Genomic DNA, 24,431 nt, shown 5'->3' with positions numbered 1-24,431 from the left:
TACCAAAATTTCTCCAAACCCTACAAAATCTCTTCAACGTGTTTCTTAATATTCGAAGCTATTTTAGTCATAGGCAAATCGTTAGCGTCGTTGCCAAATGGGTCTTCGATTTCTTCGGCGATTAATTCTAAACTCGCTAAAACATAAAAGATGAAAATCACTACTGGAATTACGTAGTACCCTAAACTAAAAACAAATCCAAAAGGTAAGGTCATCACAAAAAAGAAGATGAATTTTTTGATAAACGAACTGTAAGAGTAGGGAATAGGCGTATTTTTAATCCGTTCGCAAGCGCCACAAATATCAGTAAACGATTGTAATTCGGAATTGATGATGTAAAATTGGTCACCTGTAATTTTTCCTGATTTGTACAAATCATTCGCTTTTTGAAACAACATTTTTGCCACTTGATTGGGACGATGCTTTTGATGATCGATTTCCAAATCTAAACCATCAAATAACATTTTGCTTAATTCCTCACTTAATAAATGTTTGGAAAGCACAGAAGCATAAGCTGGAATTACTTTTCTGTAAAAATTTCTATCGTTTTCATCAGACAAATAAGCAGAAAGTTTTAAGGCTAAATTTCGACTATTGTTTACTAAAGATCCCCATTGTTTTCGACCTTCCCACCAACGGTCATAAGCGGTGTTGGTTCGGTAAGCTAATAATAACGATAACACAAAACCTACAGTAGTGTGCATTAAATTCAGGTTTTTTACATGACTAGTTTCAGAAAGTTTCCAATATTCGAGTTCCAAATAGGCAATTCCTGCAGCATAAAATCCAATTAAAAACATCATTGGAATCAACTGACGAAATGTATCCGATTCGTGAAAACGGAAAATAAATGTAATCCAGTCTTTTGGGTTGTATTGAACCATATTTTAGTGATTAGTGAAAAGTGATTAGCGAAAAGCTGAGTTTCGAATTCACAGTTTCACAATTAAACATTTTAACAAATCTAAAAATATTAATTCAATTTTAAAGTCCCAGCTAATTCTTTTAAGTTGATTTCTGAAAGCTTGGTTACATATTGTGCATTCGAATAACGAACGGCAGCTTCTACAAAGTTTTGTTGTGCTGTTCTGAATTCAATCGTAGTTATGGTTCCAATTTTGAATTTAGCTAACGTAATATCTAAGTTTTGTTTGGCGATTTCTAGGTTTTTTTCTTCTACTTTTACCAACTCTAAATTGGTTTGATAACTCGCATAAAACGAAGCTAATTGTGATGTTAACGACAATTTTTGTTGTTCTAAAAGTAATCCGGCATTTTCTACTTGGTATTTTGCTACTTTTTCGTTTCTGTTTTGAAGAAAACCATTAAAAATAGGCATTGTAGCCGTAACACCATACACAAAACCTTGTCCAGATGATTGTGTGATAAATCCTAAAGAAGCTTCTGAACGGGTAAAGTTATAACCAGAAGTAATGCGAACCGTTGGATAACGATTACCTTTGATTTGTTTTAAATTCAAATCGGCTACTTTTTTAGACAAAATTTGCGCTTGCAATTGTGGATTTTGTTTTTCGGCTGTAGATTTTAATTCGTTGAAATCTAAATTTTGTTCGAATGTAACTTCGTTAGCGACTTTAAAATCAGTCTGAATATCACGAACTAATAATTCATTAAGTCTTATTTTACTGATTTTAATAATTTCTTTTTGTCTTAATTGCAAACTTAAATCACTATTCAAATCTACTTGTGCATTTAAAACTTCTAATTTTGAAGCTTTTCCTATACTAAATCGATTTTGAGCAGTTGTCAATCTTTGGTTTGAAATCACAATTGCCGTATCAATCGAAGCTAGAACTTGCTGTTGTTGTACCAAATCGAAATACGTGGTGTAAACATCACTAATTCGGGTTAGAATAGCAGCTTGCAATTCCGCTTTTCCTTGTTGTTCTAAAATATTTAATTGCTCTTTTCGGGCAAACATACTTAAACCGTCGAAAATTGTCCAATCTAAACCAACACCATACGTTAAATTCATGTTCTTGGCATTGTCTAATTTTCTTTCGGTTCCATCAGCCTGAGTTTGTGTGGTATTCAATTGGCTGTTATTGTTAGTAAAATTCGCATTCAACGAAGGTAACATACCAGCATTAGCTAGGTTGTTGTTGGTAGCATCAATTTTGGAATTATTTTCAGCGATTTTAATATCGTAATTGTTTTCCAAAGCTATTTTTACGGCATCTTCTAGCGTGAGCAGTTCTTGTGCTTGCGTTGAAAATCCGATGATTAGAAATGCTAATGTTATATATAAATTTCGCATAGTTTATTTCTCTAAAGCATCTAAATTATCAAATTCTGGTCGGTGTTTTTTGGCTCTTGACCACATTAAATAAATCGAAGGAATTACAAACAAAGTTAAGATTAATGAAAACAATGTTCCACCTACAATTACAACTCCCATTCCCATTCTACTCGTTGAAGCCGCACCTAATGATAAAGCAATTGGTAATGCACCTAGAGCAATGGCTAAACTGGTCATTAAAATGGGGCGTAAACGTGCTTCTGAAGCTTCTAAAATGGCGTCGTATTTCGATTTTCCTTGTTCTCGAAGTTGGTTGGCAAATTCGACTATCAGAATTCCGTTTTTGGTAACAAGTCCAATTAACATTACCGTTCCGATTTGACTAAAAATATTCCAAGTTTGTCCAAATAGCCATAGCGAGAATAATGCTCCAGCTACCGCCATTGGTACAGTTAAAATGATAATAAACGGGTCAATAAAACTTTCAAACTGAGCGGCTAAAATCAAATAAATTAACAATAACGCCAATCCGAATGCGAAAGAAGTATTGGAACTACTTTCAACAAAATCTCGCGATTCACCACCTAAATCGGTTGTAAAGGTATCATCTAATACTTTTGCTTTAATTTCATCCATCGCATTAATTCCGTCAATCATACTTTTTCCTGGGGCTAAACCTGCAGAAACAGTCGCCGACATGTAGCGATTGTTATGGAATAATTGGGGTGGATTACTTTGTTCTTCAACCTCAACCACGTTGTCTAATTGGATTAATTCGCCCGCTTTGTTTTTTACAAACATCGAAGTTAAATCCAATGGAGCATCTCTATCTTTTTCATCAAATTGTCCAATGATTTGATATTGTTTTCCATTTTGCATGAAATAACCAAAACGTTGTCCACTTAATGATAGTTGCAAGGTTTGCGCCACATCTAAAACGGAAATTCCTAAGCTTTCAGCTTTTTCACGATTAATCGTTACGTTAATTTCCGGTTTATTGAATTTCAAATTCACATCTACATTAGAGAAAGTTTCATTTTTATTGGCTTCTTCCATGAATTGTGGAATTTTTTCTCTTAATTTTTCAAAATTTGGAGCTTGAATGATGTATTGAATTGGTAATCCACCACGTCGGTTTACTGAAATCGTAGGTTGCTCCGAAACGTTTACTTTTGCTTGTGGATATTTTTTGGTCCATTTGGTTAAATCATCCACAATTTCTTTTTGTGATTTTTCACGTTCACTTGGATCTACCAGTGCTAAACGAACTCTTCCTGCATTTACTGAAGAAGATAAGAATCCAGGCGAAGTAATTACCAATGCTACTTTTTTCTCTGGAATAGAATCATTAATCAATTTCGACAAGTCGTCCATAAATCGATCGGTGTATTCGTAAGTTGCACCTTCAGGTGTAGTTACACTTACAATTCCTAAACTTCTATCGTCATAAGGAGCGGTTTCTTTTGGAAGTATGGCAAAGAATAACACAATTAATCCCAAACAAATAATGATGATGGGAAAACTCAACCATTTTCTTTTTAAGAAATTAGTTAATGCGTTTGCATATCCTGTATTTAGATTTACAAAAAATGGCTCAGTAAATTCATAGAATTTGGTTTTCTTTTGTTCGCCACCTTTCATCAAATACGCATTCAGCATTGGTGTTAAAGTCAACGATACAAAGGCGGAAATCAATACGGCTGCACCTATGACGACACCAAACTCTCGGAACAAGCGTCCAACAAAACCTTCTAAGAAAATAATAGGTAAGAAAACGGCTGCTAGTGTTACTGAAATAGAAATTACGGCAAAGAAAATCTCATTCGAACCTTTGATAGCGGCTTCGATGGGCGACATGCCTTCTTCGACTTTTTTGAAGATGTTTTCGGTTACTACAATTCCGTCATCCACCACTAATCCTGTCGCTAAAACGATGGCTAATAACGTTAATACGTTGATAGAAAAGCCACATAAATACATGATAAAAAATGTAGCAATCAACGAAACAGGTATATCAATTAAAGGTCGGAATGCGATGGACCAATCTCTAAAGAATAAGAAGATAATGATAATTACCAAAACTACTGAAATGGCTAGTGTTTCTGCAACTTCAACTACCGATTTTTTAATAAATACAGTATTGTCTAGGGCAATATCTAATTTGATGTCGCTTGGTAAGTCTTTCTTTAATTTGTCAACTTCTGCATAAAATTGTTCCGCAATTTCTAAATAATTGGTTCCTGGTTGCGGAATAATTGCCACAGCTACCATTGGATTACCTGATTCAGTAAACTTAGTTTCTAAATTTTCAGCTGCTAAAACAGCATAACCTATGTCGCTTAAACGAACGGTTTTATTCGCATCAGCTACAATAATGATATCGTTGAATTCCTTTTCTGTAGATAAATTTCCAAGGGTTTTCACCATTAATTCGGTATTAGCGCCGGTTAATTTCCCCGAAGGTAATTCTACATTTTGTTTGTTTAAAGCATTCCGAACATCTGCTACTGTAATTCCGTACGAATTCAATTTAATTGGATCCATCCAAATACGCATTGAATAACGTTTTTGTCCCCAAATTTGAACGCTACTTACTCCTGGTATCGTTTGTAATCTTTCTGAAATAACATTTTCGGCATAATCACTTAATTCTAAAGCATTTCTTGATTGACTTTGAACGGTCATCGAAATAATCGCATCTGAGTCGGCATCTGCTTTAGCTACTACTGGAGGCGCATCAATATCTTGTGGCAAGCTTCTAACGGCTTGTGATACTTTATCACGTACATCGTTAGCGGCTTCTTCTAGGTTTTTTTCTAATTTGAATTCGACCGTAATATTACTTGAACCTTGATTACTTGATGAAGTTATATTTCGAATACCATCAATAGAATTAATGGCTTTTTCAAGGGGTTCGGTAATTTGCGATTCAATAATTTCAGCATTAGCTCCTGTGTAATTGGTTCTAACGTTAATAACCGCAGGATCAATCGAAGGAAATTCGCGAACGCCTAAATAACTAAATCCTAAAATACCAAAAAGTATAATCAGTAAATTGATTACAATGGTAAATACGGGTCTTTTTATACTTAAAGTAGATAAACTCATTTTAAATTTGAAGTTTGAAATTAGAATTTAGAAAAGCTTATTTTACTTTTACTTTTATATCAGCTTCGTCTTTTAAAGCCATAACTCCTGAAGTTAAAATTGTATCCCCTGATTTTACACCTTGTGTAACGATTACATTTTTATCTGTTCGGGCAACAGTTTCGATTTTTACTTCTTTTGCTTTTCCGTTGTTGGCAATATAAACCACTTTTCCATTTTGAATAGGAACAACTGCTTCCGAAGGAATTTCAATAGCTCCTTTGATATTTTTTAAAGGAAGTTCTACAGTAGCAAATGTTCCGGCTATTAATTTTCCATTAGAATTTTCAGCAATAGCTCTGATTTTTAAAGTTCGAGTGGAAGTTTCGATTTCAGGCTCAATGGCATAAATTTTAGCAGTAAACTTTTCAGGATTATTTGGAATCGTAAACTGAATAGAAGTATTGTTTTCAACTTCTGAAGCATATTTTTCAGGAATTGAGAAACTAATTTTTACTTGACTTGAGCTTACTAATTTGGTAATCAGCGTAGATGGAGTTACATACGTTCCCGGAGAAATGTTACGTAAACCAATTTTTCCAGAAAATGGAGCCCGAATAGTTGTTTTTGCAATTTGTGCTTGAATCAATTGCGTTTGCGCTTTTAAACTTCTGTATTCTGCACTAGCAATATCAAATTCTTCTTGAGAGATGGCTTCTTTTTGTAATAATAGTTTAGCTCTTCTTTCATTCTCAGCTGCAAGTCCTTGTTTTGTTGTGGCTTGTGATAATTGGGCGCGAAGTTCAATATCATTTACTTTTAATAAAACCTGACCTTTACTAACATTTGTTCCTTCTGTAAAATAAATTTTTTCTACAATTCCCGAAACTTCGCTTCTTATCTCTATGCTTTCATTGGCTTCTATAGAACCAGAAAGTGAAATAGTATTTGCAAAATTAGTTTCCGAAACTACAATAGCATCCACCATCATTGGCGGTTTTTTGTCTCCTTTACTACCACTTTTTTGAGATTCTTCGCTATTTTTTGTAATTCGATATCCAATTAAACCAACAAGTGTTAAGGTAATTAGCGTGATGCTTATCGTTTTTATTTTCATTTTAATAAAGCTAAACTAAGATTTTACTACAAAGCTAAGTCTTACAGAATAATTTATCTAAAAACTTACCATTTATTTAACACAGTTGTAGATACAAATGTTTGAAAAGTTTAAAAGTTTAGTTGTTTAAAAGTTTAAAAGGGGAAAGGTTTTAAAAAAGAACTAACTAATATAGTTCCAAATCGTTTTCTTTTTGCTTAATTCGATAAAAACTTCACGCAGTTTTGTGTGTTCAGGTTTTTCCATCGGTGCATCATCTTTTAAAAGTTTTATTGCGTGATGTCTTGCTAATTGTAAAATGTCTTTGTCTTTTACTAAATCGGCAATTTGAAGATTTAATACACCACTTTGTTGCTTACCCATTATGTCACCAGGGCCACGTAATTTTAAATCGACTTCCGAAATTTCGAAACCATCATTAGTACGAACCATCGTTTCCATTCGGATTTTGCTATCGTTACTGAGTTTATGTCCTGTCATTAAGATACAATAACTTTGTTCAGCGCCACGACCAACACGACCACGTAACTGATGCAATTGTGATAAACCAAAACGTTCTGCACTTTCAATAACCATTACAGAAGCGTTTGGAACATTCACACCAACTTCAATCACAGTTGTAGCTACCATGATGTTGGTTTTTCCTTCCGCAAAACGACGCATTTCTTCATCTTTATCGGCGGGTTTCATTTTCCCGTGAACGATGGAGATAGAATATTGAGGTAATGGGAAATCTCTAGAAATGCTTTCATAACCATCCATCAAATCCTTATAATCCATTTTTTCTGATTCTTGAATTAACGGATACACGATATACACTTGACGACCTTTAGCAATTTCATCTTTCAAGAATTTCCAAACTTTCAATCGGTTCGAATCGTAACGATGAACGGTTTGAATCGGTTTTCTTCCTGGTGGCAATTCATCAATTACTGAAATATCCAAGTCACCATACAAACTCATCGCTAATGTTCTAGGAATAGGAGTAGCGGTCATAACGAGAACGTGAGGTGGAATTGCCCCACCAACCTCCCCAGAAGGGAGGCTTTCCAAGATTGTGGTTATTTTTTTTAGTGTATTTTCAGTATTATTAATTACTTCTTCATTAGTAAAACGAATTACTTTAAAACCAATTTCATTTAGTATTTGAGTACGTAATTCGTCGGCTTCTCTTTGTTCTAAAGTATTGTGATAACCACCGTCAACTTCAATTATTAGATTTTTTTCTAAACAAATAAAGTCCGCAATAAAAATATCTATAACATGTTGTCTTCTAAATTTATACTTTAGATTTTTATTTCTTAAACATTCCCAAAGAACAATTTCTGCTTGGGTGCTATTTTTTTTATTTTCCTTTTTAAGGTCTTTTAAAAGCGCATAGGTTGAAGGACGTGCTGTTTGGTATTTCTGTATTACACGTTCCGTTTCCCCTCTTTTGGAGGGGTTAGGGGAGGCTTTTCCCCACAGTTTAGAACGTTGTTCCACACCAAATCTGTGTTGCTCATCAATAATCGCTAGGCCTAAATTATGAAATTGAACCTTGTCTTCTAACAAAGCATGAGTTCCAATTAAAATATCTAAACTTCCATTTTCAAGTTCTTCGTGGATGATTTTTCTATCTGAAGTTTTAGTTGAACCAGTTAATATTTTTATATTGATATTCAGTTCTTTTGCTAATTCAGTAATTCCGTTAAAATGTTGATTGGCTAAAATTTCGGTTGGCGCCATTAAGCAACTTTGAAAACCATTATCTTTTGCCAAGAGCATACACATTAAAGCCACAATAGTTTTACCTGAACCTACGTCGCCTTGGAGTAAACGATTCATTTGGGCGTTGCTTCCTAAGTCGTTTCGGATTTCCTTTAATACGCGTTTTTGTGCATTGGTTAAATCGAAAGGCAAGTGATTTTTATAGAAATTATTGAAGTTTTCACCCACTTTTTCAAAAGGCATTCCTTTGATTTTGTGCTTGCGAATGAGATTTTTTGTTATCAATTGCAATTGGATGAAAAACAACTCTTCAAACTTTAATCGGAATTGCGCTTTTGCTAATAAATCTTGACTTTTCGGAAAGTGAATATTGAATAAAGCTGTATTTTTTGGAATTAATTTTAATTCATCTAAAAGATAACTAGGTAAGTTTTCTGAAAATAAAGCTTGTGTTTCCACAAACAATTGTTGCACCATTTTATTGATGACTTTGTTTGAAATTCCTTTGTTGGCTAATTTTTCAGTACTTGGATAAACCGGTTGCATTGCCGAACGCAGACTGGCTTTGTGTTCTTCTAACAATTCCATTTCAGGATGTGCCATGTTGTAAGTAGCACCAAATTGCGTTACTTTTCCAAAAATCACATAAGGAACATTAATTTTTAGACTTTCTCGAATCCATTTTTGCCCTTGAAACCAAACTAATTCCATTTGACCATTTTCATCAACAAAAGTGGCTACTAATCTCGATTTTCCTTTTCCTTGTTCAACCGTTTTGATATTGATTATTTTTCCAACAATTTGAACCTCGGAATTACTGTTTTGTAGTTCGTTTATCTTGTAATAACGCGTTCTATCGATGTAACGATTGGGAAATAGATTCAGTAAATCTGCATATTTATGAATACCCAACTCCTTGCGCAATAAATCGCCACGCTGCGGACCAACGCCTTTGAGATATTCTATGGGAGTTTCGAGTAAATTCAAATTCAAGTGCAATTACAAGTTCAAAATTCAATTTTTGAAACACCGATTCAAGAAATTTTAAAAATTTATCCAATTACTTCAATCTGTGTTCCAAATGCAAAAGCGAAGATAGTTTATAATTTGTTAATTTAAAAAAGAGAGAATTTGAAAATGTTTATATTCGTACTTTATTAAAATCTATTTAAGATGTTTCGTATCCTTTTAGCCTTGTTTTTTATAAATGTATCTTTTGCTCAACAAATTGATAAAGTTGATTTTATAAAATGTGATGCTTTGGTTGCCCCAAATCATTTTGAAAAATCAATTTCAGGAACTATTACTTATGAGTTTAAAGTAAAGAAAGTAATCGATACCATAAAGATTGATGCTAAAAACATGGAGTTTTCTGAAGTAGTCATTAATGGTAAATCAGTAAAATTCAAAAATTCAGGAAAAACATTGGATTTGTTTGAAGGTTTTAAAAAAGGAAAAAACAAACTGACTTTCAGTTATTCTGCAAAACCAAAGCAAACGCTTTATTTTACGGGTCAAGATGAGAATTTACAAATTTGGACACAAGGTCAAGGACGTTACACGAGTCATTGGTTACCAAGTTTTGATGATGTAAACGAAAAGGTAATTTTTAATTTGTCAGTAATTTTTAGAAAAAATAGAGTCATTGTTTCTAATGGATTAGAAGGCTTTTTTTCTAATACATATCATATTGCATTTGATGGACATGGTACTGAAAAATTAGTACATTATCAAATGCAAAAACCGATGTCTTCTTACCTGGTAATGCTAGCCATTGGAAATTTTGAAAAACAAACTACAAAAACTAAATCAGAAACGCCATTAGAATTTTATTTGGATAAAAACGATGTTTCAAAATTTGAACCAACGTATCGTTATTCTAAAGAAATGTTTGATTATTTGGAGCAAGAAATAGGAGTGAAGTATCCTTGGGGCATTTACCGTCAAGTTCCCGTTCGTGATTTTTTGTATGCGGGAATGGAGAATACTACTTCTACGATTTTTGCTCAAGATTTTGTAGTTGATGAAATAGGTTTTAACGATAGAAATTATGTAAATGTCAACGCTCATGAATTAGCACATCAATGGTTTGGCGATTTAATTACGGCACAATCAGGAAAACATCATTGGTTGCAAGAAGGGTTTGCTACTTATTATGCTTTATTGGCAGAACGTCATTTGTTTGGCGATGATTATTTCTACGAAGAATTAAACGATTACGCAGAACAATTAAAACGCGCTTCTAAAACAGATACCATTCCTGTAATGAATGAAAAGGCGAGTTCTTTATCATTTTATAAAAAAGGGGCTTGGGCATTACATGTGATGCGTGAAGATATTGGAGCAAAGAATTTTCAAAAAGCGGTTAAAAAGTATTTGAAGAAATACCAATACAAAAACGTTAATACCGATGATTTTTTGAAAATTATAAAACAGGTTTCGGGTTATGATGTGGAGAATTTCAAAAAGGTTTGGCTAGAAAAGCCAGGATTTGAAATGGAAATAGCTCAAAAATATCTTTCTAAAAATAAATTCATTCAAGACTATTTTGCTTTGAAGAAAAGTAAAAAATCATTGGGTGAATTAACAGAAATTTTAAAATCAGATGCCTACTACCCAATTAAACAATATATTGTTTATCAAACAAAAAACGTTCCTTTCGAAGAACGAAAAGTAATTTTAGAAACTGCTTTAGCCACAAATGATATTTTAGTTCGAAGAGCCGTTGCAGAATCAACACCTGTAATTCCAGAAGCTTTTAAATTGCAATATGAAACGTTGTTGAATGACAATTCGTATCAAACTAAAGAAACAGCATTAACCAATCTATGGAAAAACTTTCCAGATGACCGTTTGCGTTATTTAGAACAAACCAAAGAAATCTTTGGAAATAATGATAAAAGTTTCCGCTTGACTTGGCTAGCTTTAGCGATGAATACGGAAAAACTGCCAGAACAAGTGAAAGTTAGTTCATACAATCAATTATTAGAATTCGCATCTGAAAATTATGAGAGTTCAGTAAGACAAAACGCTTTAGAGTTACTATTACAACTAAACCCAAATGATGAAAAAATAATTGAATTACTTTTCAAAGCAACGGTGCATCATAAATGGCAGTTTACCAAGTTTGGAAGAGATAATGTTAGAAGATTACTCAAAAATCAAGAATACAGAACAATAGTTGAAAAATTAGCGACAACTTCGGATGAAACTATGAAGGAGTTGTACTTGAAATTTTTAAATGAGAAATAAAAAAATCCCGAGTTGTAACTCGGGATTTGTATTTAAAATACTCTTTTCAATTCTTCTTTCAAATAACTAATAGCAATAGTACTTGGAGCTTCGGTTTCTGTCATTTCTAACATTACAGCTTCTCTCAATTTATCAGCATTAGTAATATCTTCTCTTGCCGCATTTTTACGAATAATTTGAACCGTACTGTTTTTTGCTTTCAAAACGATATCCCAAGTTTCTGCAGTCAAATAAATTTGTTGGGTTAAATTGTGTTCGTATTCGGTTTGAATGTGATGCACCAATAACGTAGCATAATCGTCTTTTGATTGACCAATAGGTGCCACACGAAGTAACAATTGCGATGGATTAATTCGCTCTAAAAATAAAACCATACGCTCATACGCTTGCAAACGAATTGGTAAGGCTTGTTTTTGATTTTCTCTTAACAATTCAAATTTACGCTTGCTTTCTTCACTGTTGTAGAATTTTTGCATCATTACAAAAGCTACACCGCCTGTAATAAAAGCAGGTAAAGTGTAAGCTGCAATTTCTAATAATTTATCTTCGATGGTCATTTTTTAATAGATTTAAATATGTCGCAAATTAAGATTAAAATTATTAAAATTCAAATAGGTTTAGAAACACAGATTTGAGAAATTAAAGAAATGGTTAAAATCAAATCTTAAATTCAAAAAGGAGTTGCTCAATTTTTCTATGTTATCTATGTTAAGTAAAACGACTAAAATCCACACAAAGTAAATCTATTGTGTCTATGTGTTTAAATATTTATTTCTCTTGAACCACAAAATAAAAACTTGTAAAAACACTTACCAAAGTGTATTTTTGTAAATTAGTTAAAAGTTATCGAATCCTATGAATGAAATGCAGCGATATATTAGTCAATTGAATGAAGCACAACAACTTCCGGTTTTACAAAAAGACGGACCTATGATTGTGATTGCTGGTGCAGGTTCTGGAAAAACCCGTGTACTAACAGTTCGTATTGCTAACTTGATGAGTCAAGGTGTTGATGCATTTAATATTTTGGCGTTAACGTTTACCAATAAGGCTGCACGTGAAATGAAAAAGCGTATTGCTGATATCGTTGGAAATAATGAAGCTAAAAATCTTTGGATGGGAACTTTCCACTCTGTTTTTGCTAAGATTTTACGTATTGAAGCAGAAAAACTAGGTTATCCTTCTAACTTTACTATTTACGACACGCAAGACTCGGTGCGATTGATAGGTGCTATTATCAAAGAAATGCAATTGGATAAAGACATTTACAAACCAAAGCAAATTTTAGGTAGAATTTCATCATACAAAAACTCATTAATTACCGTAAAAGCGTATTTCAATAATCCCGAATTACAAGAAGCCGATGCGATGAGTAAAAAACCGCGTATGGGGGAAATTTATCAACAATATGTTGAGCGTTGTTTTAAATCGGGTGCGATGGATTTTGATGATTTACTATTGAAAACCAACGAATTATTGAATCGTTTTCCTGATGTATTAGCGAAATATCAAGATAGATTTCGATATATTTTGGTGGATGAGTATCAAGATACGAATCATTCGCAGTATTTGATAGTTCGTGCGTTATCGGATAGATTCCAAAATATCTGTGTGGTAGGAGATGATGCGCAAAGTATTTATGCCTTCCGAGGAGCAAACATCAACAATATTTTAAATTTCCAGAAAGATTACGACAATGTACAAATGTATCGTTTGGAGCAAAATTATCGCTCTAGCCGCAACATTGTAGAAGCAGCTAATAATGTAATCGATAAAAATAAAACCAAATTAGATAAGGTGGTTTGGACCGCCAATGAGCACGGACCTAAGATTAAAGTCCACCGTAGTTTGACCGATGGTGAAGAAGGACGTTTTGTAGCTTCCACTATTTTCGAACAAAAGATGCAAAACCAAATGCACAATGGTCAGTTTGCTATTTTGTATCGAACTAATGCGCAATCTCGTGCTATGGAAGACGCTTTGCGTAAACGCGATATTCCTTACCGAATTTACGGAGGATTATCGTTTTATCAACGCAAGGAGATCAAAGATGTTTTGGCTTATTTACGTTTGGTAATTAATCCAAAAGATGAAGAAGCTTTGGTACGAGTTATCAATTATCCTGCCAGAGGTATTGGAGATTCTACAGTAGAGAAATTAACGGTAGCGGCTAATCATTACAAGCGTTCTATTTTTGAAGTAATGGAACACATCGATAAGATTGATTTGAAACTGAATTCGGGTACAAAAGCCAAGTTGAATGATTTCGTTACCATGATTAAAAGTTTTCAGGTTATTAATGAAAATCAGGATGCGTTTTATTTAACCGATCATATTACGAAGAAAACAGGTTTAGTTCAAGAATTAAAGAAAGACGGAACGCCAGAAGGAATTGCTCGTATTGAAAATATAGAAGAATTATTAAACGGTATAAAAGACTTTACCGAAGGTCAAAAAGAGGTCGATGGTGCTAGAGGTTCGCTTGCCGAATTTTTAGAAGATGTTGCTTTGGCTACCGATTTAGATAAAGATACCGGAGATGACGATAGAGTAGCGCTAATGACAATCCACCTAGCAAAAGGATTAGAATTTCCGCATGTGTTTATTGTAGGATTAGAAGAAGATTTATTTCCAAGTGCAATGAGTTTGAATACTCGAAGCGAATTAGAAGAAGAACGTCGTTTGTTTTACGTAGCTTTAACAAGAGCCGAACATCAAGCGTATTTAACCTATGCGCAATCGCGTTACCGTTGGGGAAAATTAGTGGATAGTGAACCATCGCGTTTTATTGAAGAAATTGATGACCAATATCTGGAATATTTAAATCCGGTAGATACGGGTTATCGTTACAAACCTTTAATGGATGTCGATGTTTTTGGAGATATTGATAAATCGAAACTACGATTAGCTAAACCAAAAGCAGGAACACCACCAGCTTATTTAACGCAAGATCAACCAAGTCCAACGGCAAATATTAGACGTTTGAAACCTGTTTCAAGTAATTCAGGAGGATCTAATTCGGTTGATGCCAATTTAACTGTTGGAAATATCGTAATGCACGAGCGCTTTGGAAAAGGACAAATCGTAAACATAGAAGGAATTGGAGCCGATAAAAAAGCTGAGATTCGCTTTGATGTTGGAGGATTAAAGAAGTTGTTACTGAGATTTGCGAAGTTGGAGGTGATTGGGTAAACGTTTTTAAGTTTTTAGATTAACTTGAAACTTGAAACAACATTAAAGAATATTATGTCAGAAATTATAAAAATATACGAAGATAAACCCAGCGAAGCTGCTATTAAAAAAGTGGTTGAGGTTTTAAAAAATGGAGGTTTAGTTATTTATCCAACGGATACAGTTTACGGTTTAGGTTGTGATATTACCAATTCTCGTGCCCTTGAGAAAATTGCTAAAATCAAAGGAATTAAGTTAGAAAAAGCCAATTTTTCATTCGTTTGTTCGGATTTGAGTAATCTTTCTGATTATGTGAAACAAATTGATACTTCTACATTTAAAATCTTAAAACGTGCTTTACCTGGACCTTACACGTTTATTTTACCGGGAAATAACGATTTACCAAAAGAATTCAGAAAAAAGAAAACAGTTGGTATTCGTGTTCCAGATAATAACATTGCTCGTGAAATTGTAAAACTACTTGGAAATCCAATTGTTTCAACATCTATTCACGATGAAGATGAGGTAATCGAATATTCAACTGATCCAGAATTGATTTTTGAAAAATGGCAAAATAAAGTTGATTTGGTTATTGATGGTGGTTATGGAGACAATGTGGCTTCCACTATTATTGATTTAACAGGCTATGAACCTGAAGTTATTCGTGAAGGAAAAGGAAGTTTGGATGTATTATAAATAAAAAACGCTTTCTATTGAAAGCGTTTTTTTTATGATTATGTTGATTATTATTTACCACTTAAGTTTTTCATTTCCTTTTCTAACATATCGTAGAATTGGTCAATTTTTGGCATAATGATAATACGAGTTCTTCTATTTTTTGAACGGTTTGCTGGAGAATCGTTATCCACTAAAGGAATATAAGAACTTCTACCCGCTGGAATCAATTGTTTTGGATTTACTCCTAAGTCTTTTTGTAAAACTCTTACGATGGAAGTTGCTCTTTTTACTGATAAATCCCAGTTGTCTAATAAAACGGCATTTTTGATAGGCACATTATCAGTATGACCTTCTACCATACATTCAAAATCTGGTTTGCTGTTGATTACTTTAGCCACTTTCGCTAAAACACCTTTTGCTCTATCGCTAACTTCGTAACTTCCAGATTTGAAAAGTAAGTTATCAGCTATTGAAATCATAACCACACCTTTTTCCACATTGATATTAATGTCTGGATCATCGATTCCTACTTCACGTTTTAAACTTGTAACTAAAGCTAAAGTTACACTGTCTTTTTTAGTTAAAGCATCTTGTAAACGTGTGATTTTTAAATCTTTCTCTTTTAAACTTTCTAATGATTTTTCAAGATTTTCAGCTCCTTTAGTAGTTAAAGTAGTTAAATTACCCATGTTATTGATTAAATCCGTGTTGTTTTTCTTAAGGAAATCAACCTGACTGGCTAAGGCTTCTTTTTCAGTTAAACAAGTGTTTAGCTTAACTGTTGCTGTATTCAATAAATCTTGAATTTCTTTGTTTTTGGCTTCTAAGGCAGCGATTTTCTTTTTCGAGCCACAAGAAGTGAAAGTTAATGCGGCTAACGTGGCAACTAAAAATACTCTTTTCATAATGGTTTGAATTTTTTACAAAATTAAATAGAAATTGTTAAAAAATAGCTTTTTTAAACCTAAACTATTGTTAAAACAACTTCTCAAAAACCTTGCCATTCTTGATGAAGTAATGATAAACTGTACTATTTATTTTGTAATAATTCGATTTCTGAATCGCATTTCTTTTCTTATAAAATTGATATGCAACACCATAAAAAGCAAAATGAGCTTTAATAATGGCAACACAATGTTTGAATTTTCCTTTCAAAATAAATTGAATTCCTGCTAAACCATCCAAGCATAATCGCATAAAAACAATTTGAAATAATTGATTTTTTGGCAAATTTTTAGTTAACATTAGAAGGGAATTTCTGAAATTCAGAAAAGTCTTTCTAGGATTTCCTTCGTTTAATGTTGCCCCACCCACGTGATAAACGATCGATTTTGAGGTGTATTTTGCTTTATAGCCTAAGTTGAATGCTCTCCAACACAAATCAATTTCTTCTTGATGAGCAAAAAAATCATCATCAAAACCGTTTAATTTGCGATATACTTCTTTTCGAATAAAGAAGCATGCTCCTGTTGCCCAAAAAATTTCGATCTCATCATCATATTGATTTAAGTCTTCTTCAACGGTATCGAAAATTCGTCCACGACAAAACGGATAACCAAATTTATCAATGAAACCACCAGCGCCTCCAGCATATTCAAAATGGGTTTTCTTTTTGAAATCTAATAATTTGGGTTGAATAATTGCAGTTTCAGGTTCGGTTTCAAAAATATTTAAAATAGGAGCAAGCCAATTTTCAGTCACTTCAATATCCGAATTTACTAAAGCATAATATTCTTCTTCAACAAACTTCAACGCTTCATTGTAACCTTTAGCAAATCCAAAATTCCCTGTGTTTTGAATGATTTTTATTGAAGGGAATTGATTTTGAATCACTTCAATTGAAACATCAGTTGAAGCATTATCGGCTACATAAATAGTAGCTTCATCAGAAAATGCAATTACCGAAGGCAAAAACTGTTCTAACAATTTGGCTCCGTTCCAATTTAATATGACTACAGCTATTTTTTTCAAGTGATTTTTTGTTTCAGGTTTATTTTGTTTCAAGTTTCAAGTTGCTTGGAGTTTCAAATAAATATAATCATCCAGCTTCCAGCTTCCATCATTTATATTCAGGAAGTTCTTTCAAGAAAACATATTTTTCATTCTCAAAATCCATTTGGCAAAAATAATGATTTAGTCCGTTTGTAACCATTAAATATTTCGCTTTCAAAACTAAATTATAACGCGCAATTTGGTCAAAAGTTTGTTGGGAAATGGAAACTTCTGGTGCTTTGCATTCGATTAGTAAAAATATTTCGCCATTGGGTTGAAAAACAACACCATCATATCGTTTACTTAAATCGTTAATCTTGATTAATTTCTCAACACTAATATACGATTTCGGATACTTTTTATCTTGTAACAAAAATTGAACTACGTGTTGACGCACCCATTCCTCTGGTGTAAGAAGAATAAATTTTTTTCTAATTTCATCAAAAATAGACACTTTATTTTCACTATTTTTGAACCGAAAGGAATACGTTGGAAAATTCAGATTTTGCATAGTTCAAAATTAGTTAAATATTACAAACTGCCAACTTTTTACTGAACACTGAATACTAAATTATGGATGAAGTAATTCAAATTACAAAAGATATAAAAGCCGGAAACATCAAACCCATTTATTTTTTCATGGGAGAAGAGCCGTATTATATTGATAAATTGACCGAATTTATTGAGCAAAATGTGTTGCAAGAACATGAACGCGATTTTAATCAAACTATTTTATATGGTAGGGATGTTTCTATGGAAGATGTAATTGGAACTGCTAAACGTTTTCCTATGATGGCTGACCGACAAGTTGTGGTAGTTAGAGAAGCTCAAGAATTATCAAGAACTATTGATAAATTAGAAGCTTATGCCGAAAATCCGCAATCGACTACAGTTTTAGTTTTTGCTTATAAATATAAAACATTGGATAAACGCAAAAAAATAACCAAAGTTTTAGATAAAACGGGTGTAATTTATGAAAGTAAGAAGTTGTACGAAAATCAAGTTGGGGATTGGATTAAGCGTGTTTTATCAGGACAAGGTTACAATATCGAACCTAAAGCAGCTGCAATTCTAGTAGAATTTTTAGGAACTGATTTATCCAAAATCAACAATGAATTAGAAAAATTAAAGATCATTTTACCAAAAGGACATACGTTTACACCAAAAGATATTGAGGAAAATATTGGTTTTAGTAAAGATTACAACAACTTTGAATTGCGAAAAGCATTAGGCGAAAAAGATCAATTGAAAGCCTACAAAATCATAGATCATTTTTCCCAAAACCCTAAGGATAATCCGTTGGTAGTTACTACTGGATTAGTGTTTGGTTTCTTTTCACAATTGTTGCAATATCACGGATTAAAAGATAAATCGCAATTCAATGCGGCTAAAGTTTTAAAAGTTAGTCCTTATTTTATCAAAGATTATGAAGTAGCCTTCCGAAATTACCCTATGAAAAAAGTAAGTGCTATTGTTGCTGCTTTACGTGATATTGATGTAAAAAGTAAAGGCGTTGGTGCAGCTTCTGTATCACAACATGATTTATTGAAAGAAATGTTGATTAAAATTTTTAATTAGATACGGTTAAAAGATAGAATCTAATATTTCTTATATTTGCAACCCCTAAAATTTCAACATAAATTTAATTACAAACAAAATGGGAATGAATAAAAATACAATTTTGGCTTGGGCAACTTTCATTATGATTTTAATGGGATTATTATTAATAGGCTTGGGGATTTATCGTTATGCAGATGTTGCTGGATGGGGATTTGCAGCTGTTGGAGTTGGTTTTTTTGCCATTGCTTGGGTTTTTAATGCCTTGAAAGGTAGAGTGTAGGTTAGTATACATCCCAAAATTTCGGGAATAGTAATAAGTATTCAGTTTTTTCAAAATTCTTAATTCATAATTTTAATATGTCAGACGATAAGAAAGTCATTTTCTCCATGCAAAAAGTAAGCAAAGCTTACCAAGGAAGTGATAAACAAGTTCTAAAAAACATCTATTTGAGTTTCTTTTACGGAGCTAAAATTGGTATTTTAGGTTTAAACGGCTCAGGAAAATCTTCTTTATTAAAGATTATTGCTGGCGTTGATAAAAATTACCAAGGTGATGTTGTTTTTGCTCCAGGATATACTGTGGGTTATTTAGAGCAAGAACCAAAATTAGACGAAACTAAAACGGTAATTGAAGTAGTTCGTGAAGGAGCTGCAGAAATCTTCGCTTTATTGGAAGAATTTAATAAAATAAATGACGATTTTGGTTTGCCAGAAGTTTATGAAGATGCAGATAAAATGCAAAAACTAATGGATCGTCAAGCAGAATTACAAGATAGAATTGATGCTTGTGGTGCTTGGGAAATTGATAATAAATTAGAAATTGCAATGGATGCACTCCGCACACCAGAAGCGGATACACCTATTGCAGTATTATCAGGTGGAGAAAAACGCCGTGTGGCTTTATGTCGATTATTATTACAACAACCTGATGTATTACTATTAGATGAGCCAACTAACCACTTGGATGCAGAATCAGTACTTTGGTTAGAGCAACATTTACAACAATATGCTGGAACAGTAATTGCAGTAACGCACGACCGTTATTTCTTAGATAACGTAGCAGGTTGGATTTTGGAACTAGATAGAGGAGAAGGTATTCCGTGGAAAGGAAATTATTCTTCTTGGTTAGATCAAAAAGCAAAACGTTTAGAACAAGAAGAAAAAGTAGCTTCAAAACGTAGAAAAACATTAGAACGTGAGTTGGATTGGGTGCGTCAAGGAGCAAAAGGACGTCAAACAAAACAAAAAGCGCGTTTGCAGAATTACGATAAATTATTGAACGAAGACCAAAAAGAATTGGATGAGAAATTAGAAATCTATATTCCAAATGGACCTCGTTTAGGTACAAATGTTATTGAAGCTAAACATGTTGCAAAAGCATTTGGCGATAAATTATTATATGATGATTTGAATTTTGTTTTACCTCAAGCGGGAATCGTTGGAATTATTGGCCCAAATGGTGCTGGTAAATCAACCATTTTCAGAATGATTATGGGAGAAGAAACTCCAGATGCTGGTTCCTTTACAATTGGTGATACAGTTAAAATCGCCTATGTAGATCAAACTCATGCAAATATCGACGTAAACAAATCGATTTGGGAAAACTTCTGCGATGGTCAAGAATTGATTATGATGGGCGGAAGACAAGTAAATTCGAGAGCCTATTTATCTCGTTTTAACTTTGGTGGAAGTGATCAAAACAAAAAAGTAGCTACGTTATCAGGTGGTGAAAGAAACAGACTTCACTTAGCTATGACTTTAAAAGAAGAAGGAAACGTATTGTTGCTAGATGAGCCAACCAATGACTTGGACGTTAATACATTACGTGCTTTAGAGGAAGGTTTAGAAAACTTTGCTGGTTGTGCGGTAATCATTTCGCATGATAGATGGTTTTTAGACCGAGTTTGTACACACATTTTAGCTTTTGAAGGCGATTCTCAAGTATATTTCTTTGAAGGAAGTTTCTCGGAATATGAAGAAAATAAGAAAAAACGTTTAGGGAAGGATGTAGTTCCAACTCGAATCAAATACAAAAAGCTTACTAGATAAACATTTGTTAAAAAATCCTGATTTAGTCAGGATTTTTTTTTACTTTAGTAATTCTTAAAATTAAACTTTTAAAACCATTAGATGATAACTTTCAAGCGTTTTTATTTTGTTTTATTTTTCTGTATTAGTTCTATTTTAGGAGTAGCTCAGTCAACGAATTCTACAAATAAAGAAGCAAAAGAATTATTAAAAAAAGCGGGACAAAGTTTCCTAAAACTTGATACCAAAAAATCACTCGATTTTGCCCAAAAGGCTCTAGTAATTGCTGTTGAAAATGATAATGATTTGTTAGCCGCAAAAGCCTACAATATCATTGGGTTAAATTTTGAAGAATTTACCGATTACAAACAAGCAATTGAATATTACAATAAAGGTTTAGTTTTAGCTAATAAAGTTAATAACGATACGGTTAAAGGTTGGTTAAACAATAACTTAGGGAATGTATATTGTTATCGTAAAATAGATTTTCTTAAAGGAATTAAACATTATAAAGAAGGTTTAAAATATTCAATTAAACATAATGATGAATACGAAATTATGTTTTCAAAGTTGAATATTGGTAGTGCATATTTTGCGGTGGAAGACTTTAGCAATGGTATTCAATATTTTAATGATGTTAAAGATTACATTGATAAAGGGGATGATATTGAGGCCAAAATATCATTAAATTCTAATTTTGGGTTATATTATAATCATTTAAATAACGATAAAAAAGCAGAAGAATATTACTTAAAAGCGGTTCATTATTGCGAACAAAACGATATTGAGTTAATAAAATCAAATGCTTGTGATGTTTATCATGATATTTCCAGTTTCTATTATAAAATAAAAAATTTCGAAAAAGCTCATTTTTATCTTTTAAAACATGATGAGTTACAAGATAAAATTTACAGTGAAGAAAGAGTAAACGATGTAAAAGTCGGTGGATTACGAATAGAACGAGATGAAATCAATAGAAAAATTGAGCAGATTCAAAAGGAAAAAGAAATACAACAACAAAAATTAGAATCCAACCGCATATTTGTTATTCTGTTAGGAATCATCTTTTTTGTCTTGCTATTATTGCTACTTTCTTTAATTAGAAATAATAAAATCAAAGCAAAAGCAAATCAAGATTTAAAAGAAGCTAATGCTGCTTTGCTTGATGCAAAAGAAAAAGCGGAAGAAGCTTCACAGTTAAAAACACAATTCATTTCTACTATCAGTCACGAGTTGCGAACACCACTTTATGGAGTTGTTGGAATAACCGATATTATTTTAGAAGAACACAAAGAATTAAAAAATAGTCCGCATTTAAAATCGTTAAAATTTTCTGCTAAATATTTATTGTCATTAGTAAATGATATTTTAAAAGTTTATAAAATTGAAGAAAATCAAGTAATTCTAGAAGATATGGTATTTAATATCTACGATGAATTAACTGTTATTAAAGATTCACTCCATTTCTTGGCAATTAAAAACAATAACCAAATTCACATTGAAGTTGATAATTCAATACCAGATGTTTTAGTAGGAGATAAAATTCGATTATCTCAAATTTTTATTAATTTAATGAGTAACTCACTTAAGTTTACTGAAAATGGTATTGTAAATGTTAAGGCTACTTTGATTGAAAAAATTGATACTAAATGCTATTTGAAGTTTCAAGTTATAGACAACGGAATTGGAATAGCCAAAGAAGATCAAAATAAAGTTTTTGAGAAATTTGTTCAAGTATATCGCAAAGAAGACGATTATCAAGGAACAGGTTTAGGGTTAACGATAGTGAAAAAATTAGTCGAATTGTTTAATGGAACTATACAATTAGAAAGCGAAGAAGGAAAAGGGACAACAATCACTTTTACTTTACCATTAGAGTCAGATGTTACAAAAGCGAAATCAATAATTAATAATTTTGATGTAGACCTTTCCATAAGAAAAGAATACAAAATTTTAGTAGTTGAGGATAATAAAATTAACCAAGTAGTGACTAAAAAATTATTAGAAAACAATCATTTCAAGTGCAATATTGTTGACGATGGTTATGCTGCTTTAGAATTAATAAGTAAAACTCATTTTGATGCCATCTTAATGGATATTAATATGCCTATTATCAATGGTTTTGAAACCTCAAAATTAATGAGACAAAAAGGAATTCAAACACCAATTATTGCAGTAACTGCTTTTGATAAACAAGATATTGAAGAAAAAATCATCGATGCACAAATAGATGAAGTAATTGTGAAACCGTTTGAAAGCCATAAATTATTTGAAACTATTAAACGATTAGTTGATAAATAAAAAACGTTGGTTTAGTACCAACGTTTTTTGTTTTTCTTAGATGCATCAGATTTTCTTGATTTTGAATTGGGATTCATCTTATTTTTATTTCTTAAATTGGGTTTTGCATCTGGATTTTTAACTTCGTTTTTCCATTCATATGGATGATCTGTGATTACTTTGACTTTCATTCGGATTAATTTTTCGATGTCTTGCCAATATGTTTTTTCGTCTTTTCCACAGAATGAAATTGCTAAACCAGAATTTCCAGCACGACCTGTTCGACCAATTCGGTGTACATACGTTTCTGAAATATTTGGAATATCAAAGTTAATTACAAACGGAAGTTGCTCAATATCAATTCCTCTTGCCGCAATATCGGTTGCAACCAAAATATCAATTTCTTTGTTCTTGAATTGCTCTAAAACACGTTGGCGTGCATTTTGCGATTTATCTCCATGAATTGCTTCTGCTTTGATATCTGCTTTTTTCAACACTTTTACAATGTTGTCTGCTCCGTGTTTGGTTCTTGTAAATACTAAAGCATTACTAATATTTTCCTCTAAAATAAGTTGTTTTAACAACAAACGTTTTTCGTCTTTATTTACAAAATATACTTTTTGCGATACATTTTCAGCCGTACTCGAAATGGGTGTAACCGAAATATATTTTGGTCTGGTTAAGAAAATATCCGCTAATTCTCTAATTGCTAAAGGCATTGTTGCAGAGAATAATAATGTTTGGCGGTTTTCAGGAGTTAATTTGATGATTTTCTTAACATCATTAATAAATCCCATATCCAACATTTGATCCGCTTCATCTAATACCAAATGATGCATGTGATTCAAATCGATGAAACCTTGTTTGTGTAAATCTAAAAAACGACCTGGAGTTGCAATTAAAACATCAACACCCATTTTTAGTTCATTTACTTGTGGAACCTGATTTACGCCTCCAAAAATCACAAGAGATTTTACATTGGTATATTTTCCATAAGTTTTAAAACTTTCGTCAATTTGAATGGCTAATTCTCTTGTTGGCGTAACTACTAAAGTTCGAATATGTTTTGTTTTTTTTGCCGAACCTACAATTCGATGAATTAAGTTTAAAATTGGAATTGCAAAAGCACCTGTTTTTCCAGTTCCGGTTTGCGCGCAAGCTACTAAATCTTGTCCAGCTAATATTTCAGGAATCGCTTGCTCTTGAATAGGAGTAGGGTTAGTATAACCTTCTTCTTCTAAAGCTTGTTGTATATTATTGAATAATTTTAATTCGTTAAATGTCATAAATAGTAAA

17 protein-coding genes are annotated in these 24,431 nt (G+C 32.5%); 7 read left to right on the top strand and 10 right to left on the bottom strand.

From position 1 onward, the window contains the following. Positions 1-20 precede the first annotated feature (20 nt). The 5 genes from V7P59_RS05150 to V7P59_RS05130 all read right to left on the bottom strand — a co-directional run bounded on the left by V7P59_RS05150 (position 21) and on the right by V7P59_RS05130 (position 9,167). Positions 21-884, bottom strand: a complete 864-nt coding sequence (locus V7P59_RS05150; protein ID WP_333809085.1) for a bestrophin family protein — start codon at positions 882-884, stop codon at positions 21-23. An 89-nt stretch (positions 885-973) separates the two neighbouring features. Beyond that, on the bottom strand, positions 974-2,278 hold the full coding sequence (locus V7P59_RS05145) for a TolC family protein (RefSeq protein ID WP_333809084.1): 1,305 nt from the start codon (positions 2,276-2,278) through the stop codon (positions 974-976). A gap of 3 nt (positions 2,279-2,281) precedes the next feature. Beyond that, a complete protein-coding gene (locus V7P59_RS05140; protein WP_333809083.1) occupies positions 2,282-5,368 on the bottom strand; it encodes an efflux RND transporter permease subunit in 3,087 nt (1,028 codons plus the stop codon). A 37-nt stretch (positions 5,369-5,405) separates the two neighbouring features. Further along, positions 5,406-6,464 carry an efflux RND transporter periplasmic adaptor subunit gene (locus V7P59_RS05135; RefSeq protein WP_333809082.1) on the bottom strand — a complete coding sequence of 353 codons (1,059 nt, stop codon included), beginning with the start codon at positions 6,462-6,464 and terminating at the stop codon, positions 5,406-5,408. A 162-nt stretch (positions 6,465-6,626) separates the two neighbouring features. Further along, the gene (locus tag V7P59_RS05130) at positions 6,627-9,167 is read right to left on the bottom strand and encodes a DUF559 domain-containing protein (RefSeq protein WP_333809081.1); all 2,541 of its coding nucleotides are present in this window, start codon (positions 9,165-9,167) and stop codon (positions 6,627-6,629) included. Between the two features lie 180 nt (positions 9,168-9,347). On the opposite strand from V7P59_RS05130, the gene V7P59_RS05125 reads away from it, so the two are divergent. Beyond that, positions 9,348-11,426, top strand: a complete 2,079-nt coding sequence (locus V7P59_RS05125; RefSeq protein ID WP_333809080.1) for a M1 family metallopeptidase — start codon at positions 9,348-9,350, stop codon at positions 11,424-11,426. Positions 11,427-11,458: 32 nt separating this feature from the next. Here V7P59_RS05125 and V7P59_RS05120 read toward each other — a convergent pair whose 3' ends face one another. Further along, positions 11,459-11,983: a DUF7935 family protein gene (locus V7P59_RS05120; RefSeq protein ID WP_333809079.1), complete on the bottom strand. Its 525-nt coding sequence runs from the start codon at positions 11,981-11,983 to the stop codon at positions 11,459-11,461. Between the two features lie 307 nt (positions 11,984-12,290). Between V7P59_RS05120 and V7P59_RS05115 the strand changes: the two genes are divergently transcribed. Then, positions 12,291-14,618: an ATP-dependent helicase gene (locus V7P59_RS05115; RefSeq protein WP_333809201.1), complete on the top strand. Its 2,328-nt coding sequence runs from the start codon at positions 12,291-12,293 to the stop codon at positions 14,616-14,618. A 54-nt stretch (positions 14,619-14,672) separates the two neighbouring features. Next, positions 14,673-15,293 carry an L-threonylcarbamoyladenylate synthase gene (locus tag V7P59_RS05110; RefSeq protein WP_333809078.1) on the top strand — a complete coding sequence of 207 codons (621 nt, stop codon included), beginning with the start codon at positions 14,673-14,675 and terminating at the stop codon, positions 15,291-15,293. A 50-nt stretch (positions 15,294-15,343) separates the two neighbouring features. Here the strand turns inward: V7P59_RS05110 and V7P59_RS05105 are convergent, their stop codons facing one another. From V7P59_RS05105 to V7P59_RS05095, 3 genes are all read right to left on the bottom strand, one after another. Beyond that, positions 15,344-16,180, bottom strand: a complete 837-nt coding sequence (locus V7P59_RS05105; protein ID WP_333809077.1) for an OmpA/MotB family protein — start codon at positions 16,178-16,180, stop codon at positions 15,344-15,346. 70 nt (positions 16,181-16,250) lie between these two features. Next, complete coding sequence (locus V7P59_RS05100; RefSeq protein WP_333809076.1) at positions 16,251-17,246, bottom strand: glycosyltransferase family 2 protein; 996 nt, start codon at positions 17,244-17,246, stop codon at positions 16,251-16,253. Positions 17,247-17,334: 88 nt separating this feature from the next. Then, positions 17,335-17,778 carry a type I restriction enzyme HsdR N-terminal domain-containing protein gene (locus V7P59_RS05095; protein ID WP_333809075.1) on the bottom strand — a complete coding sequence of 148 codons (444 nt, stop codon included), beginning with the start codon at positions 17,776-17,778 and terminating at the stop codon, positions 17,335-17,337. A 62-nt stretch (positions 17,779-17,840) separates the two neighbouring features. Between V7P59_RS05095 and holA the strand changes: the two genes are divergently transcribed. The 4 genes from holA to V7P59_RS05075 all read left to right on the top strand — a co-directional run bounded on the left by holA (position 17,841) and on the right by V7P59_RS05075 (position 23,156). Beyond that, positions 17,841-18,845 (top strand): DNA polymerase III subunit delta, encoded by a 1,005-nt coding sequence (gene holA / locus V7P59_RS05090; RefSeq protein WP_333809074.1) that lies wholly within the window; start codon positions 17,841-17,843, stop codon positions 18,843-18,845. Positions 18,846-18,924: 79 nt separating this feature from the next. After that, complete coding sequence (locus tag V7P59_RS05085) at positions 18,925-19,107, top strand: CAL67264 family membrane protein (RefSeq protein WP_133606598.1); 183 nt, start codon at positions 18,925-18,927, stop codon at positions 19,105-19,107. Between the two features lie 77 nt (positions 19,108-19,184). Next, a complete protein-coding gene (gene ettA / locus V7P59_RS05080) occupies positions 19,185-20,876 on the top strand; it encodes an energy-dependent translational throttle protein EttA (protein ID WP_333809073.1) in 1,692 nt (563 codons plus the stop codon). 81 nt (positions 20,877-20,957) lie between these two features. Further along, positions 20,958-23,156 (top strand): ATP-binding response regulator, encoded by a 2,199-nt coding sequence (locus tag V7P59_RS05075; RefSeq protein ID WP_333809072.1) that lies wholly within the window; start codon positions 20,958-20,960, stop codon positions 23,154-23,156. 11 nt (positions 23,157-23,167) lie between these two features. On the opposite strand, the gene V7P59_RS05070 is transcribed toward V7P59_RS05075, so the two are convergent. Further along, positions 23,168-24,421: a DEAD/DEAH box helicase gene (locus V7P59_RS05070; RefSeq protein ID WP_333809071.1), complete on the bottom strand. Its 1,254-nt coding sequence runs from the start codon at positions 24,419-24,421 to the stop codon at positions 23,168-23,170. Positions 24,422-24,431: the final 10 nt, after the last annotated feature.

The organism is Flavobacterium sp., from assembly GCF_036782315.1.
GTDB lineage: Bacteria > Bacteroidota > Bacteroidia > Flavobacteriales > Flavobacteriaceae > Flavobacterium.
This window is presented reverse-complemented; position numbering and strand designations above follow the sequence as displayed.

Bases quoted from the DNA above. Each gene is read 5' to 3' on its own strand.
- V7P59_RS05150 (WP_333809085.1), bottom strand. From the start codon at position 884: ATGGTTCAATACAACCCAAAAGACTGGATTACATTTATTTTCCGTTTT.
- V7P59_RS05145 (WP_333809084.1), bottom strand. From the start codon at position 2,278: ATGCGAAATTTATATATAACATTAGCATTTCTAATCATCGGATTTTCA.
- V7P59_RS05140 (WP_333809083.1), bottom strand. From the start codon at position 5,368: ATGAGTTTATCTACTTTAAGTATAAAAAGACCCGTATTTACCATTGTA.
- V7P59_RS05135 (WP_333809082.1), bottom strand. From the start codon at position 6,464: ATGAAAATAAAAACGATAAGCATCACGCTAATTACCTTAACACTTGTT.
- V7P59_RS05125 (WP_333809080.1), top strand. From the start codon at position 9,348: ATGTTTCGTATCCTTTTAGCCTTGTTTTTTATAAATGTATCTTTTGCT.
- V7P59_RS05120 (WP_333809079.1), bottom strand. From the start codon at position 11,983: ATGACCATCGAAGATAAATTATTAGAAATTGCAGCTTACACTTTACCT.
- V7P59_RS05115 (WP_333809201.1), top strand. From the start codon at position 12,291: ATGCAGCGATATATTAGTCAATTGAATGAAGCACAACAACTTCCGGTT.
- V7P59_RS05110 (WP_333809078.1), top strand. From the start codon at position 14,673: ATGTCAGAAATTATAAAAATATACGAAGATAAACCCAGCGAAGCTGCT.
- V7P59_RS05105 (WP_333809077.1), bottom strand. From the start codon at position 16,180: ATGAAAAGAGTATTTTTAGTTGCCACGTTAGCCGCATTAACTTTCACT.
- V7P59_RS05095 (WP_333809075.1), bottom strand. From the start codon at position 17,778: ATGCAAAATCTGAATTTTCCAACGTATTCCTTTCGGTTCAAAAATAGT.
- holA (WP_333809074.1), top strand. From the start codon at position 17,841: ATGGATGAAGTAATTCAAATTACAAAAGATATAAAAGCCGGAAACATC.
- V7P59_RS05085 (WP_133606598.1), top strand. From the start codon at position 18,925: ATGGGAATGAATAAAAATACAATTTTGGCTTGGGCAACTTTCATTATG.
- ettA (WP_333809073.1), top strand. From the start codon at position 19,185: ATGTCAGACGATAAGAAAGTCATTTTCTCCATGCAAAAAGTAAGCAAA.
- V7P59_RS05075 (WP_333809072.1), top strand. From the start codon at position 20,958: ATGATAACTTTCAAGCGTTTTTATTTTGTTTTATTTTTCTGTATTAGT.
- V7P59_RS05070 (WP_333809071.1), bottom strand. From the start codon at position 24,421: ATGACATTTAACGAATTAAAATTATTCAATAATATACAACAAGCTTTA.